Genomic DNA, 14738 nt, shown 5'->3' on the forward strand with positions numbered 1-14738 from the left:
TCGATGCCATCGCATCGATTTCTGGATTTCAGCTCATGCTGCATCACGTCCGCACCGTTGAAGAACTTGGCCTGTTAGTCCGTGCAGCGCGCAAACATCAAAGCCTGCGCATGGATGACGTCGCTGGCATGGCGGGGGTTGGGCCGGTGTTCGTGCGCGAGCTGGAACGCGGCAAGCAAACCGTGCAATTGGGGCGCGTACTGCAATTGCTGGCCGAACTCGGCATCGAACTGAAAGCCGATCTGCCCGACGACTTTGCCGCCACGGTGGCCAAGGTGCGGGCCACAGGCGTTAAGCCGTTGGCGCCCAGGCGCAAGGCTAAGGCTACGAAGGGCGGACAGCCGCAATGACGCTGCGCCATTTAAGTGTCTTGATCAACGGGCGGCACGTAGGCGATCTGATTGATCGTGACGATTCATGGGCGTTCCAGTATTCCAAAGACTGGACCGATGCGGTCGACGGTTTTGATTTATCGCCTGCGCTCAGCCGCCACGATGGCCACGCCGATGGTGGCAGCAAGCGGCCTGTACAGTGGTATTTCGATAACCTGCTACCCGAAGAATTATTGCGGCAGGTGATTGCGCGCGAAGCAAAGCTCGATGCGAACGACGCGTTCGGCATGTTGGCCTGGTTGGGCGCTGAATCCGCAGGTTCGCTGATTCTGCAGGCTGCGGATGCGCCGCCGCTGCAGCAGGGGCTTAAAACGCTGACCCTGTCCGAGCTGGAAACACGTATTCAGCAACTGCCCACACAATCGCTGACCCACGATGCGCCCAAGCGCATGTCGCTGGCGGGCGCGCAACACAAGATGTTGCTGGTGCTTAAAGAGGGGCAGATTTATGAGCCGCTGCCCGGCACACCGTCCACGCATATTCTTAAGCCCGAGCATCAGAGCGGCGACTACCAGGGCTCGGTTATCAACGAAGTGTTCAGCATGCGTCTGGCCGCGCAAATGGGTCTGGAAGTGCCGCCCGCGCAATGGTGGTATACGCCGACGCCGGTTTACGTGGTGCAGCGGTTTGACAGGGTGCTACAGGGTGATGAAATCCAGCGCCGCCATGTGATCGATACCTGCCAGTTGCTCAACCAGGCGCGCAGCTTCAAATACGCGTCGGCGAATGTCGATGCCTTGGTGAGCACGCTGGACTATTGCCGCTTGAAAGGCCAAACGCGTCAGCAGTTGTATCAATGGCTGGTGTTTAACGTCTTGATCGGCAATGGCGACAACCACCTTAAGAACCTGTCATTTCTGGTCGACGCGGCCGGCATTGCACTGGCCCCCGCCTATGATCTGCTGAGCACTGCGGTGTACGCCACGCATGCTCTGGCGGACGGACGTGCCAGCTGGCCGGATACTGCTTTGGCGATGTCGGTCGCTACGGCCCGCGAAACGGAGGCACCCGCCACGTTTGGTGCGGTGCGGCGCGCGCATCTGCTGCGCGCGGGCCAGGCATTAGGTCTGAATGCCACCACCGCCGAGCGTGAACTCGACCGGATGCGCCGAATGGCGCTGACCAGTGCCGATGTCGTGATCGCGCAATTGCAGGCGCAAATGCCGGTGCTGGCCGAGCAAAGCCCGCAGCCCGATCAGGCGCTGCGTTACCAGGCGCGGGAGCAGCGGGTGCTGGCCGCGATTCGCAATATCGTCATTGCCGACATGGTGCGTACGCTGGCCTGAATCCGCTGTGCACCTCCAACCCCGCGCAGGCTGTACCGGTCGGCGCGTGGCCCCGCGCGGTAACATCGCTGTCATTCCCGCATCTGCATTTTTCAGGATTGCTCCTATGGCAACGTCCCAAGCCGTGGCAACACGGCGTTTTGTGGTGCCCTTGTCGGCATTGACGGCTGGTTTTGTCACAGTGCTGGTGGGCTTTACCAGTTCAGTGGCGATTGTGTTTCAGGCGGCCAGCGCCGCGGGCGCGAGTGCGGCCGAGGTGTCGTCGTGGATTGCCGCTTTGGGCGTGGCCATGGGGGTCAGCTGTATTGGGCTGTCTTTGTATTACCGCAAACCGGTGGTGACGGCGTGGTCGACGCCGGGCGCGGCCTTGCTGGCCACCAGTCTGGTGGGAGTGCCGATGAGCGCGGCCCTGGGCGCGTTTGTGGTGTGTGGCTTGCTGATCTTGTTATGCGGCGTCACCGGCTGGTTTGAGAAAGCCATCGACCATATTCCGTTGCCAGTGGCGGCGGCGATGCTGGCGGGTGTGCTGGTGCGGTTTGGCATGAATGTGTTTACCGCCATGCAGGTCAATGCCGTGTTGGTGTTGGCGATGTTTGTGGCGTGGCTGCTGCTCAAACGCCTGTCGCCGCGCTATTGCGTGCCGGGCGTGCTGCTGCTGGGTGTGGCGATTGCGGCGGTGCAGGGCAAGCTCAACTGGGCCGGTTTGCATCTGGCGGTGGCACGGCCGATGTGGATTACCCCCAGCTTTGACATCGCCACCGTCATCGGCGTGGCGGTGCCGTTGTTTGTCGTGACGATGGCGTCACAAAACGTGCCCGGCGTGGCCGTGATGCGCGGCGCAGGCTACGACACCCCCGTGTCGCCACTGATTAGCTGGACTGGCGTGCTGACGGCGGTGCTGGCGCCATTTGGCTGTTTCTCGGTCAACCTTGCGGCGATTTCGGCGGCCATCTGTATGGGGCGCGAGGCGCATGAAGACCCGGCGCAGCGGTATCAGGCGGCGGTGGCCGCTGGCGTCTTCTATCTGATTGCGGGCTTGTTTGGCGCGACCATTGCGGCGTTGTTTGCGGCGTTTCCGCACGAGCTGGTACTGGCGATTGCCGGCATCGCCTTGTTCGGCACGATCGGCAATAGCCTCAGCAACGCGTTGCGCGAAGAACGCATGCGTGAGCCGGCGTTGATTACCTTTCTGGTGACGGCTTCGGGCGTCACCTTGCTGGGCATCGGCGCGGCGTTCTGGGGTTTGGTCGCCGGGGCGCTTACCTTGCTGCTTAACCGCTGGCGCGCTTGAATGGCCAGCCCGGGCGGAAAACCTTACCGCTGATGACATCGCACATTGCGGCAATTGCAAGCGTGATCCAGGCTAAAACCGAGCTGCCTGCTCAGTGGATGCGGAGAGCGCCATGGCCTTGCCCGATGTTGTTGATAACGCCGTTTCGCTGGTGCCGCCACCGCGCGACTTTACTGGCGCGCTGCTGATTGCGCAGGCGCTGTTCGGGCTGGTGGTGTTCGGGGTGTGGCCGACGTACCAGATGGCGGCACACGCGGTGGTCGCCACGCGCGACCTGGGCCGCGTTACCGGCTGGCACCGTCTTAGCGATAACCCACCGCGCCGGATCGTGATTACCGAGCAGGGTCGCGTTGCGTTTGCGGATCTATGGCAACCGCAATTGCAGCAACGGCTGGAATTGCGCTCTTTGCATAATGGCGAGCAGTTGCTCTGCCCCCACGGCGCGCCGTTGTCGGGCGGTGATGTCACCGAGGCCGAAACCGGCTGCGTGCCCGTGCTGCAGCCGGCGGTCTAAATGCCGTTTTCCGGCGCGGGCAAAGGGTTGTGCGAGCGCAGATAGCCTTCCAGTTCGGTGGCCGGGAAGGGCCGGGCAAAGTGATAACCCTGTAGCGATTCGCAACCCTGCGCCTGCAGCAAATCGCGTTGCGCAATGGTTTCGACGCCTTCGGCCACCACTTCAATCTTCAGTGCATGCGCCAGCTGGATGACGGCGTTGACGATGGCGCGCGCGCTCGGGTCGTCTTCGATATCTTCGATAAAACTGCGGTCGATTTTCAGCTCGTGCGGCATGAACTGGCGCAACCACGCCAGGCTGGAATGCCCGGTGCCAAAGTCATCAATGGCGATCTTGACGCCCAGCTCGCGCAGCCGTGTCACCATCATCAGCGTGTGCGTCATGTCATCCATCGCCACCGATTCGGTCAGTTCCAGCGTCAACATATGCGGCGGCAAACCGTGGCGCCGCATGATGCTTTCCACCAGCACTACCAGGCCTTGCGAGCGAAACTGCACTGCCGACACATTCACCGCCACCGGAATCAACATGCCTTGCTCGCGCCAGATGGCGCATTGGCGGCAGGCGGTATCCAGCACCCATTCGCCAATTTCGCTGATCAAGCCAAAGCGTTCGGCCTCTGCAATAAACACGCCCGGCATCAGCAAACCGCGGTGCGGATCTTGCCAGCGGATCAGCGCTTCCACTGCGTTCAGATGATGCGTGTGATTGCCCGCCACGATGGGCTGGTAGTGCAGCACAAATTCATCATTGGCCAGCGCGCGGCGCAGATCGCGTTGCAGATCCAGCAAGCGCGCCGCGCCCGCTTCCATGTCGGTGCTGTAATAGCAAAAGGTGCCTTTGCCCGCTTGCTTGGCGTAATACATGGCCACATCAGCATTGGCGACCAGCCGGTGCGCGGCGCTGTCGTCGGGATAGACCGCGATGCCCACCGAGGCCGACAACAGCACTTCTTGCTGCGCGATGCGGATCGGTGCGCGGATGGCGTCGATCAAGCGTTCCGCCAGCAACGACGGGCGCGAGCGATCTTCCACTTGCTCCATCAGCACCACGAATTCATCACCGCCCACGCGCGCCAGCGTGTCAGGCTTGCGCACTGTCACCTTGATGCGTCCCGCGATAATACGCAGCACCTCATCGCCCAGCTTGTGCCCCAGCGAGTCGTTAACCGGCTTGAAACCATCCAGATCAATAAACAGCACGCACGCGCGTTTGCCATTGCGGTCGACCACTTCCACCGCGTGGCGCAAGCGTTCTTCCAGCAATAAACGACTGCCGAGTTGCGTCAGCGGGTCTTCAAACGCCGCGCGCGTCAGTGCCTGATTGGCTTCTTGCAGTGATGCGGCCAGGCGCGTGGTTTCGGCCTGGCGGCGTGTATCGAGTACGGACGTGAGTAAGGTGGCGGCCAGCAAGGCCAACGTGGCTGAGGCCACCGTAATCGAGATGCCGCTGGCCGAAATATCGTCCGCCGCGCGGCAGATGCTGTTTAGCGGAAAATGCGCCGCGGCCATCCCGCTATAGTGCATGCCGGCAATGGCCAGACCCATGACCAGCGCGGCCAGCATTTGCCATAGCACGCGTCGTTGGCGCGGCAAGCCACGCATCCACACAAAAATCCGCAGCGCCGCCAGCGACGCCACAAAGGCAATCAACGCCGAGAGCGCCACCCAGCGCCAATCCCAGGCAATGGCGGGGTCCATTTGCAGGGCGTGCATGCCGATGTAATGCATGCTGCAAATGCCGGCTGCCATGCAAAGGCCGCCGCCGATGAAATGCACGCGATCAATATGCGGGCGCGCCGATAAATACAGCGCAATGCTGGACACCGCCACGGCGGCGGCATAACTGGCCAGCGTAATAATCAGATTAAAACCGAGCGGAATCTGCAGCGAAAACGCCGCCATGCCCACAAAGTGCATCGACCAGATGCCGGTGCCCAAGGCGATGGAGCCGCCCAGCCACCACCAGCGCGCCGCCAGCGCGGAGGCATTGCCGATGCGTCGCGCCAGGTCCAGCGCCACATACGACGCAAACCATGCGATCAATACAGAAACCACCACGAGAGGCGGCGACCACGTTACCGGCAGCCAGAGCGTCATGCCACCACTCCGGCAAACGGAGGGCAGGGGCGGGTTTGCAGACGGGGAGAAGAACGGGGTATCGGCATGCCAGCATCATAGAGCTTTTGCGCCGCGCGGTGCAGCCCGATCCAGGCCCGATCCGCTGCGGATGCCCGCGTAATCAGGGCGCGTTGCCCGTGCGTTGCGGCACCAGCGCGCGGCTGCCTGCCATGATTTCATATTGGCGGAAGGCGTCGCGGATGGCTTCGCGCAGTACTTCGTCTTCCCACGGTTTACCCAGCACTTTGTAGAGATCACCGCGATTGACGGCGGCGATCACGCTGGCGAACTCCGAGTAACCGGTCAGCAAAATACGCACGATATCGGGGTAGAGTTTTTTAACCCGATGCAGAAAATCAGTGCCTGCCAGCTCGGGCATATTGTGGTCGCAGATCACCACGCCAATCTGGCGCGTGGCCAGCAGATCAAGCGCGGTGTCGGTTCGGGTGGCCTCCAGCACCTGCCAGCCATCGCGCCGCAAAGTGCGATTCAGGTTGGCCAGGGCGTCAAGGTCGTCATCCACCACCAGCAGCGTAAAGCGCGCCGCGTCGATGTCCTCTTCCAGATCCAGCTTGCGATCATCGCGCAGCAACTGCAGCAGCTCGTTTTCGGGTAGCGGGCGGCTGAATAAAAAGCCCTGCATTTCGTGGCAGAACTGCTTGCGCAAATAGCCCAGCTGGCTGTCGTTTTCCACGCCTTCGGCAATGGTGGATAAACCCAGACTGTGCGCCATGGCAACGATGGCGCGCACCAACGCCGCGCTTTCGGTTTTGATAGCCACATCGCGGATAAACGATTTATCGATCTTGATGCGGTCAATCGGAAAACGTTGCAGATAAGCCAGCGACGAATAACCGGTGCCGAAGTCATCCAGGCTCAGGCTGACACCCAACGCTTTCAGGTCGTGCATTACCTGGATAATGCGGTCGGCGTTTTCCAGAATCAGCGATTCGGTCAGTTCCAGCTCCAGCCATTCCGGGGCCAGGCCAGTGTCTTGCAACGCGCGTTTAACTACGTTGACGATGCCGGACAGGCGGAACTGCTGTACCGACATATTCACCGCAATCTGCACCTGGGGCAGGCCCGCGTCTTGCCAGCCGCGCGCCTTGGCACAAGCGGTGCGCAGCACCCATTCGCCCACGGCCGGCATCATGCCGCATTCTTCCATCATCGGAATGAACTGGGCCGGGCCGACCAGGCCTTTTTCCGGGTGACGCCAGCGCAACAAGGCCTCAACGCCGACAATGGCGCCGGTTTTGAGATTCAGTTGCGGCTGGAAGAAGAGCTCGAACTCTTCGCGTTCGAGCGCGCGATGGAGATCAGCCTCCAGTTGCAAGCGTTGTTCCAGACCTTTTTCGAGATCAGCGCTGTAATAGCGCAGGCCGCCTTCTTGCGCCGCGCGTTCGGCGGCGGCACGGGCGCGACGCAACAGATAGCGCACGTCGCTTTCATGCAGCGGATAAATCGCCACGCCAATGCCGGCGTTTAAAAACACTTCTTGTCCATCCACCTGCACGCTTTGTTGCAGCACGCTGTGCACATGGTGGATCAGCGCGCCGACGGCGTTACTGCCCGGAAACCCCGGAAACGCCAGCGCGAATTCGTCCGCACCCAGTTGCGCCAGGATGCCGTCGTAGCCGCGATAGGCCTCCAGCCGTTGCGCCAGCGTGCGCAAGGCGCCGTCGACGGCCTGGTGGCCCAGAATCTGGATGACCTGATCCAACCGGCGCAGTTTGATATCCAGCAGCGTTAGATAGCGCGCCTCGCCCGGTGCCCCCGCCGTGATCTGCTGCATGCGTTGTTCCAGCAGGATGCGGTTGGGCAGGCCGGTCTGGGCTTCGTAATAAGCCAGGTAATGAATGCGCGATTCGGCGGCCGAGCGCTGCTGAATGCCCAGCATGTGTTCCAGCGCAAACGCAACGTTGTCAGCCACTTCGCGCAGCAGATTGCACAGGGAGTCGTCGAAAGTGCCGGCATCGGTGGCCAGCAGGTTAAGCACACAACTGATGCGGCCGCTTTCGCGCACCGGAATCGCGGCGGCGGCAAAGATGCCACCGTCCACCAGCACGCGATATTCCTCGTCCGGCTGCATCGACAGATCATTCTTGAATTGCGCACTGCCTTGTTCGCGTGCGCTGCGCGCTAACTGGCTGGTGGCGCCAAAGCGGCGCAGCCAGTGATCCTGATCGCCCCAATAAGTGAGCGGCCGCAAGTCTTCCGAATCGGGTTCGACCAGGCCCGCCCAGGCAAACCGGAACAGACCGCTCTCGCCAAAGGCTCGGCACAGATTCAACAACAGCTCATCCGGACTATGCGTGTCCAGCGTGATGCGGTTGATGCGGCTCAGCAGGCCAAACAGGCCTACGCTGCGCGCCGAGTCAGTGGGTGCGGTCAGTTCAGGCATCGGCGTCCGTACCGGGCGCTGCGCCCGCGTCGATCTTTAACAGCTTGTTGACGGTTTGCAGCAACTGCCAGCGATCCAGCGGCTTTTGCACAAAGCCGTCCACGCCACAGCTGATGGCACGCTGTGCGACGGCGGGGTCGTCCAGTGCGGACACCACCACCAACGGGATATCTGCGGTGCGCGGATTCCCTTTTAGCTGTCGGGCCAGTTCAAAACCGTCGACGCCGGGCATCATCAAATCCAGCAAGATGATGTCAGGATGGTCGGAATCAGCCAGTTGCAGCGCCTGTTGCGCGCTGCTGGCTTCGATGGGCTTGTGCCCCTCCGTGCTGATAAAGATATTCAGCAATTTACGGTTGTATTCATCGTCATCGACGATCAACACATTGGCCCCCGGAATACGTCGCATATAGCCTCTCTTTAGGCACCGGTGTGCGCCATGATGGTTGTCGTGCCGGCAGCGGGCCGGCCGCATGGTCTGCTCACTTCAGTGCTGTATTACGCCCCATTGTTATTGACCCTGCGCCTGGATTGCGCCGCCCGCCGCTGTGAGGTCGGCGGAACCGTTACCGGTTGGGTCGGCTGCTTCGCGCAATGCACTCTGGCAAATGCTTACGCAAAACATCAGGCATTGCATGCCTATATGAGAGCAGTTTAGCCACAAAAAATGCCGTTATGACAGTCAAATCATGTTTTGCTGATATTTGGTGAGCGCTTTTTCACAGGTTTGTAGGAAAACACCTGACAGCTTCCTACGAGTGGCGTCAGGTTTTGTCCGCGCCGGGCTGCAAGCCGCATTAATGCTGGATGTCACATCGGCGCGGGTTGGCGCGTGCTGCGGCGTGCGCCTGTCGGTTCATGTCTGCCATGTACAAACAAACGTCGCAAAAATGCCGCGCACGCCCGCGCGGCGACGGAAGGAAGGGGCGAACGCCGCGGTCAGCCAGACTGGGCTGGCCTCGTTATGGTCAGGCGCTGGCCCATTGTTTGACAGGCAGGCTGCGCAAGCGCCAGGCGACAGCAATGCTCAGCAACAAAATGACGATCAGCGCGGTGGCCACACCAGCCCAACCGCCCCGATGCCAGAACAAACCCGAAAGCGAACCAACCAGGCTGCTGCCGAGGTAATACGCGCTTAGATACAAGGCAGAGGCCAGCGCCTTGGCCGGACCAGCGCGACGGCCTACCCAACTGCTGGCGGTGGTGTGGCCGGCAAAAAATGCGAAGGTAAACAGGCCAATGCCAACCACCACCATCGCAAGCCAGTCCGACAAAGTCAGGACCAGGCCCGCCAGCATCAGAATCTTGGTGCCCCACAACACGCGTCGGCGACCAATGCGGTCTGCCAGGCGGCCTGACCAGGTCGAGGCCACCGTGCCGACGAGGTACAGCGCAAAAATGCAGCCGATGGCGGCGTCGGACAAATTGAACGGCGCGCGTTCCAGTCGAAAACCGATGTAGTTATACAGGCTGACAAAGCAGCCCATTAGCAGAAAACCTACGCAAAACAGCCACGGCAAGCCTGCGTCGGCAAACAAGGCGCGGATGGCCTGCGCCAGGGCCAGGCGGCCGGCGCGGCTGCTGGGTAAAGGGCGGGCGACAAAATGACGCGAGGCGGGCAGATTGCGCCAGAACACGGTGGCCGCAATCAAACCGGTGCCGCCCACCAATGCGCCAGCCAGCCGCCACGACGTGAAATCGGCGATAAACGAGGTGGCCAGGCGGCCGCTCATGCCGCCCAGCGCGGTGCCTGCGATATACACACCCATCGCCGCGCCCAGCGAGGCCGGATCGATCTCTTCGCCCAGATAGGCCATCGCCACTGCGGGCAAGCCCGCCAACACCATGCCCGACAGCGCACGCAGCACCAGCATGCTGCTGTAATCGGGCGCGGCGGCGGTCAGCATGGTCAATATCGCGGCGGCAAACATCGCGCAGCACATCACCGGTTTGCGACCAAAGCGGTCGGCCAACAAGCTGGCGGGGATGAGCGCCAAAGCCAATGCGCCGGTCGCGGCCGACAGCGTAACGCTGCTGGCGGCCGGGCTGATGCCAAAAACGCGCGCAAACAGTGGTAACAACGGTTGCACCCAGTACAACAACCAGAACGTGGAAAAGCCGCCCAGAAACAAAGCCAGATTGGTGCGTTTGAATTCGGGTGTGCCCGCCTGAATGCGATGGATACGGCGATCGGGGCGCGCTGCGGCGGGAATGACTAACTCGCTGGGCATGATGCTAACGGCATGGTTTTAAACGATGCAGCGATGTTAGGACTGCACTAACTGGCAGTCCAATATATATTTATGGCTGTTCTGATTGGTTTGAGATATTTGTCAAAATGGAATTACGACATCTGCGTTATTTCGTGACGGTAGCGGAAGAACTGCATTTCACCCGCGCCGCCGCGCGCCTGCATATCGGCCAGCCGCCGCTTAGCCAGCAAATCCAGGCGCTGGAAGACGAGCTGGGCGTGGCCTTGTTTGCACGTACCAAACGGCGCGTCGCCTTAACCGCTGCGGGCGAACGTTTTTTAACGCATGCGCGCCAGATCCTGCAGCAAACGCGCGATGCGGTAGAAGACGCCCGGCGGGCCGCGCGCGGCGAAGTGGGCGAACTGCGCATAGGCTTTACGCCGTCTTTGCCGTTTACCACGCTGCTGCCCGCGCTGATTCACGCCTTCCGCGAGCGCCATCCGCACGTCACGCTCACCCTGCGCGAGATGATGACGCTGGACCAGCTGCGCGCTGTGGCGGCGGGCAAACTCGATATCGGCATGGTGCGCGGCGGCGATGTGGAAGCGCCGCCCAATATCACGCTGCTGCCGTTCCTGTCCGATCCGCTGGTGGCGGTATTGCGGCGTGATGACCCGTTGGCGCGCCAGGATACGGTAACGCTGGTGCAATTACGCGAGCGTCCATTTGTGACGTACCCCGCCAGCGCGGGTACCGGGATTCACCGGCAGATTCTGCGTCTGTGCCAGCAAGCCGGTTATGCACCGCATGTGGTGCAAGAGGCGCGCGAGGGGACCACCCTGATCGGTTTGGTGGCGGCCGGGCTGGGGGTGTCGATCTTGCCAGGGCCGCTGTCCTGCATTCAGGTGGAAGGCGTGTGTTATCGGCCGATTGCGGACGAGGGCGCGATCAGCGTGGCCTCGCTGGCGACGCGTACGGATGATGTTTCGCCACTGATTGCACGCTTTAAAGAGGTAATGCAAACCAGCGCCTGACGCATATCGCGGCATGACGCCATCCGTATTCCGATGAATAGCAAGCAATAGTTGTATGAGCCGGGCTCATTTCTGCGAAAATGCTCGATTGCTCGCAACAAGACCGCATCATGAATCCGTCGTCCGCCCCCACGCCTATTTATCAACTGCCCCAAGGCATGCAGCCGCGCAAGCCGGCGCAATTTTTGCCGATGAGCCGCGCCGAGATGGACGTGCTGGGCTGGGACGAGTGCGACATCATTCTGGTGACGGGCGACGCCTATATTGATCACCCCAGCTTTGGCATGGCGCTGATCGGGCGTTTGCTGGAAGCGCAAGGCTTTCGCGTCGGCATTATCAGCCAGCCCGATTGGCATTCGGCCGAGGGCTTTAAAGTGCTGGGCAAGCCGCGTCTGTTCTTTGGCGTGACGGCGGGCAATATGGATTCGATGATCAACCGCTATACGGCCGATAAAAAGCCGCGTTCGGATGATGCATATACGGCAGGCGGCGAGGGCGGCAAACGCCCCGATCGTGCCCTCACCGTCTACAGCCAGCGCTGCCGCGAGGCCTATCCGGGCGTTGAGATTATGGCCGGTGGCATTGAAGGCAGCCTGCGCCGCATCGCGCAATATGATTACTGGAGCGACAAGGTGCGCCAGTCCGCCCTGGTGTATGCCAAGGCCGACATCCTGTTGTTTGGTAATGCCGAACGCGCGTTGGTGGAAGTGGCGCAACGCGCTGCTGCCGGTGAACGGCTATCGCAAATCCGCGATGTGCGCGGCACCGCATTCTTGACGCAGCACGGCTGGATGCCCGGTGCGGACTGGACCGAACTGGATTCGACCACCGTCGACACGCCGGGTCGCGTGGAGCCGCATCCCGATCCGTATGCCATGGAGCCGGAAAAATCGAACGAGCCGGTGACGCCGCCCGATGCCGTGCAGCCGATCCGTATTGTCTCGAAAGCCGAGCGTCTGGCCGCCAAGCAGGCGCAGCGCCAGAAAACCGTGGTGCGCATTCCGGCGTACGAGGCCGTGGCGTATGACCCCGTGCTGTACGCGCACGCCAGCCGCACGCTGCATCTGGAATCCAACCCCGGCAATGCGCGCGCCATGGTGCAAACGCACGGCGAACGCGACGTGTGGCTGAACCCACCGCCGATTCCGCTGACCACCGAAGAAATGGATTACGTCTACGGCCTGTTTTATGCGCGTAACCCGCATCCGGCCTATAACGGCGCGCGGATTCCGGCGTGGGAAATGATCCGTTTTTCGATCAACATCATGCGCGGCTGTTTTGGCGGCTGTACCTTCTGTTCGATTACCGAACACGAAGGTCGCATTATCCAGAGCCGTTCGGAAGAATCGATTCTTAACGAGATTGTGGAGATTCGCGACAAGACCAAGGGCTTTACCGGCCATATTTCTGATCTGGGTGGCCCGACCGCCAATATGTATCGTCTGGCCTGCAAAGACCCCAAGATCGAACAGTCCTGTCGTCGCTTGTCCTGTGTTTACCCAGGCATTTGCGAAAACCTGAACACCGATCACGCGCCGCTGATCCAGCTTTATCGCAAGGCGCGCGCAATTCCGGGCGTTAAAAAAATCACCATCGGTTCGGGTTTGCGTTATGACCTCGCCGTGGAAAACCCGGAATACATCAAAGAACTGGTGACGCACCACGTAAGCGGTTATCTGAAGATTGCGCCCGAGCATACCGAAGACGGCCCGCTCTCCAAGATGATGAAGCCAGGCATCGGCACGTTTGAAAAGTTTAAGCAGCTGTTCGACAAGTTCTCGGCGCAGGCGGGCAAAAAGCAATATCTGATTCCGTATTTCATCGCGGCGCATCCGGGCACCACCGACGAAGACATGCTTAATCTAGCGTTATGGCTCAAGTCGAATAACTTCAAACCTGATCAGGTGCAGGCGTTTACGCCCACGCCGATGGCGATGGCCACCACCATGTGGCACACGCGACGTAACCCGCTGCGCAAACTGGCGCGGAGTTCGGAGAAGGTGGAGATTATTCGCGATGCGCATCAACGCAAGGTACATAAGGCGTTTCTGCGTTACCACGATCCGGCCAACTGGCCGATTCTGCGTGAAGCACTGGTCGCGATGGGCCGCGCTGAATTGATCGGCAACAGCCCGCAGCATCTGATTCCGGCGCAGCAGCCTGGCGAGCGGCCCGTGGCGCCGCCGCGTAATGCGGTGCCGCAGAAACCCCGCCACGGCGATGCGCAACGCCCCCGCAGCGAAGGCGCGGCCGCGGCGCCTGCCACCCGCAAAAAGATCGTCGGGCCCGGCCAGGGGAAGGGCAAGAAGACCATGGCCGGCAAATCGCGCGCGCGTTAAAAGCCAGCGCGCCGCCTTGGTGGCGGCGCGCGGTGCAATCGGGTGGATCGATTAATTAAAGTCGGGTTTTGGCGTGCTGGGTCCGTCAGGCGGTAGTTGCGGCAGTTCGCGTGCGGCGCGCGGCACCTCGCCATTCAGGCTGGTCAGAAAGGCCTCGATAGTGTCGAGGTCAGTGGCGGTGAGCGTGGTGCCTAACTGCGTTTCGCCCATGATGCGGATGGCGTCGCGCAGCGACCACACGCTGCCATCATGAAAATACGGCGCGGTCTGCGCCACATTGCGTAATCCTGGCACTTTAAACAGATCGGTATCGGCTGCCTTTTTGCTGACTTCGGCCACGCCATGGTCACGCCCCTTGCTGCCGGTATATTTCCAGTACGGCCCCTTGGCCAGACCAAACTTCATAAACTGCGTGCCACCCAAAGCCACACCGCTATGGCAGGCGATACAACCGGTTTCCATAAAGCGCCGCAGACCGGTTTGCTCCGTATCGGTGAGCGCTGCCGGATTGCTGGTCAGATATTGATCAAAGCGCGACGGGGTAACCAGCGTGCGCTCAAAGCTGGCGATGGCGCTGGCGATATTGTCATACGACAGCGGGCTTTTGCTGTCCGGAAAGGCCTTGGCAAACAGCGGCGGATAACCGGGAATGCTGTTCAGCCGGCGCACTGCGGTGGCCGGGTCCGCCAACGCCATTTCCACCGGATTGGTGATCGGGCCCTTGGCCTGGTCTTCCAGCGTCACCGCCCGGCCATCCCAGAACTGTTTGCTGTGGTAGGTCGCGTTCAGCACCGTGGGCGAATTGCGCGTGCCTTTGGTCCAGCGATGGCCCAGCGACACCGGCGTGTTGTCGACGCCCGCCCGCGCCAGGTTGTGGCAGCTACTGCAACTTTGCGTGCCCGACCTGGACAGCCGCGCATCAAAAAACAGCATCTTGCCCAAGGCAATGCGGCCCGTCGGATCGGGATTGGGGGTCGCGATGATGGGCTTGAACAGGGTTTGCGCCTGCTTGCGCAAGGCGGGGTCGGGCGTGGCTGGCGCGCCGGTAGCGCCTGCCTGATGCAGAACAGCGCCTGCCAGCAAACAGGCCGCCAACGTGCGGAAAGTGGATCGATCAAACAACATGGATAACCTCGGGGACGGGGCGAAAATCCGCTATTACAGTC

At 61.2% G+C, this 14738-nt stretch carries 11 protein-coding genes; 6 read left to right on the top strand and 5 right to left on the bottom strand.

Features of this window, described 5'->3' with window-relative positions; genetic code table 11:
* Window positions 1-35: 35 nt before the first annotated feature.
* The 4 genes from WG78_RS12195 (at window position 36) to WG78_RS12210 (ending at window position 3483) form a co-directional block, all read left to right on the top strand.
* Entirely contained in the window at window positions 36-350 is a 315-nt protein-coding gene (locus WG78_RS12195; protein ID WP_053938105.1) for a helix-turn-helix domain-containing protein, read from the top strand.
* Complete coding sequence (locus WG78_RS12200) at window positions 347-1678, top strand: HipA domain-containing protein (protein ID WP_083458987.1); 1332 nt, start codon at window positions 347-349, stop codon at window positions 1676-1678. Before WG78_RS12195 ends, WG78_RS12200 begins: the two co-directional genes overlap by 4 nt.
* A gap of 106 nt (window positions 1679-1784) precedes the next feature.
* Window positions 1785-2969, top strand: a complete 1185-nt coding sequence (locus WG78_RS12205; protein WP_152969180.1) for a benzoate/H(+) symporter BenE family transporter — start codon at window positions 1785-1787, stop codon at window positions 2967-2969.
* Window positions 2970-3081: 112 nt separating this feature from the next.
* Complete coding sequence (locus WG78_RS12210) at window positions 3082-3483, top strand: hypothetical protein (RefSeq protein WP_053938106.1); 402 nt, start codon at window positions 3082-3084, stop codon at window positions 3481-3483.
* On the opposite strand, the gene WG78_RS12215 is transcribed toward WG78_RS12210, so the two are convergent.
* The 4 genes from WG78_RS12215 to WG78_RS12230 all read right to left on the bottom strand — a co-directional run bounded on the left by WG78_RS12215 (window position 3480) and on the right by WG78_RS12230 (window position 10238).
* Window positions 3480-5582, bottom strand: coding sequence for a putative bifunctional diguanylate cyclase/phosphodiesterase (locus WG78_RS12215; RefSeq protein WP_053938107.1), 2103 nt, complete (start codon window positions 5580-5582; stop codon window positions 3480-3482). The genes WG78_RS12210 and WG78_RS12215 overlap by 4 nt on opposite strands.
* Window positions 5583-5724: 142 nt before the next feature.
* The gene (locus WG78_RS12220; RefSeq protein WP_053938108.1) at window positions 5725-8007 is read right to left on the bottom strand and encodes an EAL domain-containing protein; all 2283 of its coding nucleotides are present in this window, start codon (window positions 8005-8007) and stop codon (window positions 5725-5727) included.
* Window positions 8000-8416, bottom strand: coding sequence for a response regulator (locus tag WG78_RS12225; protein WP_161805112.1), 417 nt, complete (start codon window positions 8414-8416; stop codon window positions 8000-8002). The genes WG78_RS12220 and WG78_RS12225 overlap by 8 nt, the downstream gene beginning before the upstream one ends.
* Before the next feature lie 559 nt (window positions 8417-8975).
* A complete protein-coding gene (locus WG78_RS12230; protein ID WP_053938110.1) occupies window positions 8976-10238 on the bottom strand; it encodes an MFS transporter in 1263 nt (420 codons plus the stop codon).
* A gap of 107 nt (window positions 10239-10345) precedes the next feature.
* Between WG78_RS12230 and WG78_RS12235 the strand changes: the two genes are divergently transcribed.
* Both WG78_RS12235 and WG78_RS12240 read left to right on the top strand, forming a co-directional pair.
* Window positions 10346-11233: a LysR substrate-binding domain-containing protein gene (locus WG78_RS12235; protein WP_053938111.1), complete on the top strand. Its 888-nt coding sequence runs from the start codon at window positions 10346-10348 to the stop codon at window positions 11231-11233.
* A 110-nt stretch (window positions 11234-11343) separates the two neighbouring features.
* Window positions 11344-13572: a YgiQ family radical SAM protein gene (locus WG78_RS12240; protein ID WP_083459049.1), complete on the top strand. Its 2229-nt coding sequence runs from the start codon at window positions 11344-11346 to the stop codon at window positions 13570-13572.
* A 51-nt stretch (window positions 13573-13623) separates the two neighbouring features.
* Here WG78_RS12240 and WG78_RS23095 read toward each other — a convergent pair whose 3' ends face one another.
* Window positions 13624-14697 carry a cytochrome-c peroxidase gene (locus WG78_RS23095; RefSeq protein WP_053938112.1) on the bottom strand — a complete coding sequence of 358 codons (1074 nt, stop codon included), beginning with the start codon at window positions 14695-14697 and terminating at the stop codon, window positions 13624-13626.
* Between the last annotated feature and the right edge of the window lie 41 nt (window positions 14698-14738).

It is taken from the genome of Amantichitinum ursilacus, from assembly GCF_001294205.1.
Taxonomy (GTDB): Bacteria; Pseudomonadota; Gammaproteobacteria; order Burkholderiales; family Chitinibacteraceae; genus Amantichitinum; species Amantichitinum ursilacus.

Excerpts from the sequence above, each read along its gene's own strand:
- WG78_RS12195 (WP_053938105.1), top strand. The coding sequence starts at position 36 with ATGCTGCATCACGTCCGCACCGTTGAAGAACTTGGCCTGTTAGTCCGT.
- WG78_RS12200 (WP_083458987.1), top strand. The coding sequence starts at position 347 with ATGACGCTGCGCCATTTAAGTGTCTTGATCAACGGGCGGCACGTAGGC.
- WG78_RS12205 (WP_152969180.1), top strand. The coding sequence starts at position 1,785 with ATGGCAACGTCCCAAGCCGTGGCAACACGGCGTTTTGTGGTGCCCTTG.
- WG78_RS12210 (WP_053938106.1), top strand. The coding sequence starts at position 3,082 with ATGGCCTTGCCCGATGTTGTTGATAACGCCGTTTCGCTGGTGCCGCCA.
- WG78_RS12215 (WP_053938107.1), bottom strand. The coding sequence starts at position 5,582 with ATGACGCTCTGGCTGCCGGTAACGTGGTCGCCGCCTCTCGTGGTGGTT.
- WG78_RS12220 (WP_053938108.1), bottom strand. The coding sequence starts at position 8,007 with ATGCCTGAACTGACCGCACCCACTGACTCGGCGCGCAGCGTAGGCCTG.
- WG78_RS12225 (WP_161805112.1), bottom strand. The coding sequence starts at position 8,416 with ATGCGACGTATTCCGGGGGCCAATGTGTTGATCGTCGATGACGATGAA.
- WG78_RS12230 (WP_053938110.1), bottom strand. The coding sequence starts at position 10,238 with ATGCCCAGCGAGTTAGTCATTCCCGCCGCAGCGCGCCCCGATCGCCGT.
- WG78_RS12235 (WP_053938111.1), top strand. The coding sequence starts at position 10,346 with ATGGAATTACGACATCTGCGTTATTTCGTGACGGTAGCGGAAGAACTG.
- WG78_RS12240 (WP_083459049.1), top strand. The coding sequence starts at position 11,344 with ATGAATCCGTCGTCCGCCCCCACGCCTATTTATCAACTGCCCCAAGGC.
- WG78_RS23095 (WP_053938112.1), bottom strand. The coding sequence starts at position 14,697 with ATGTTGTTTGATCGATCCACTTTCCGCACGTTGGCGGCCTGTTTGCTG.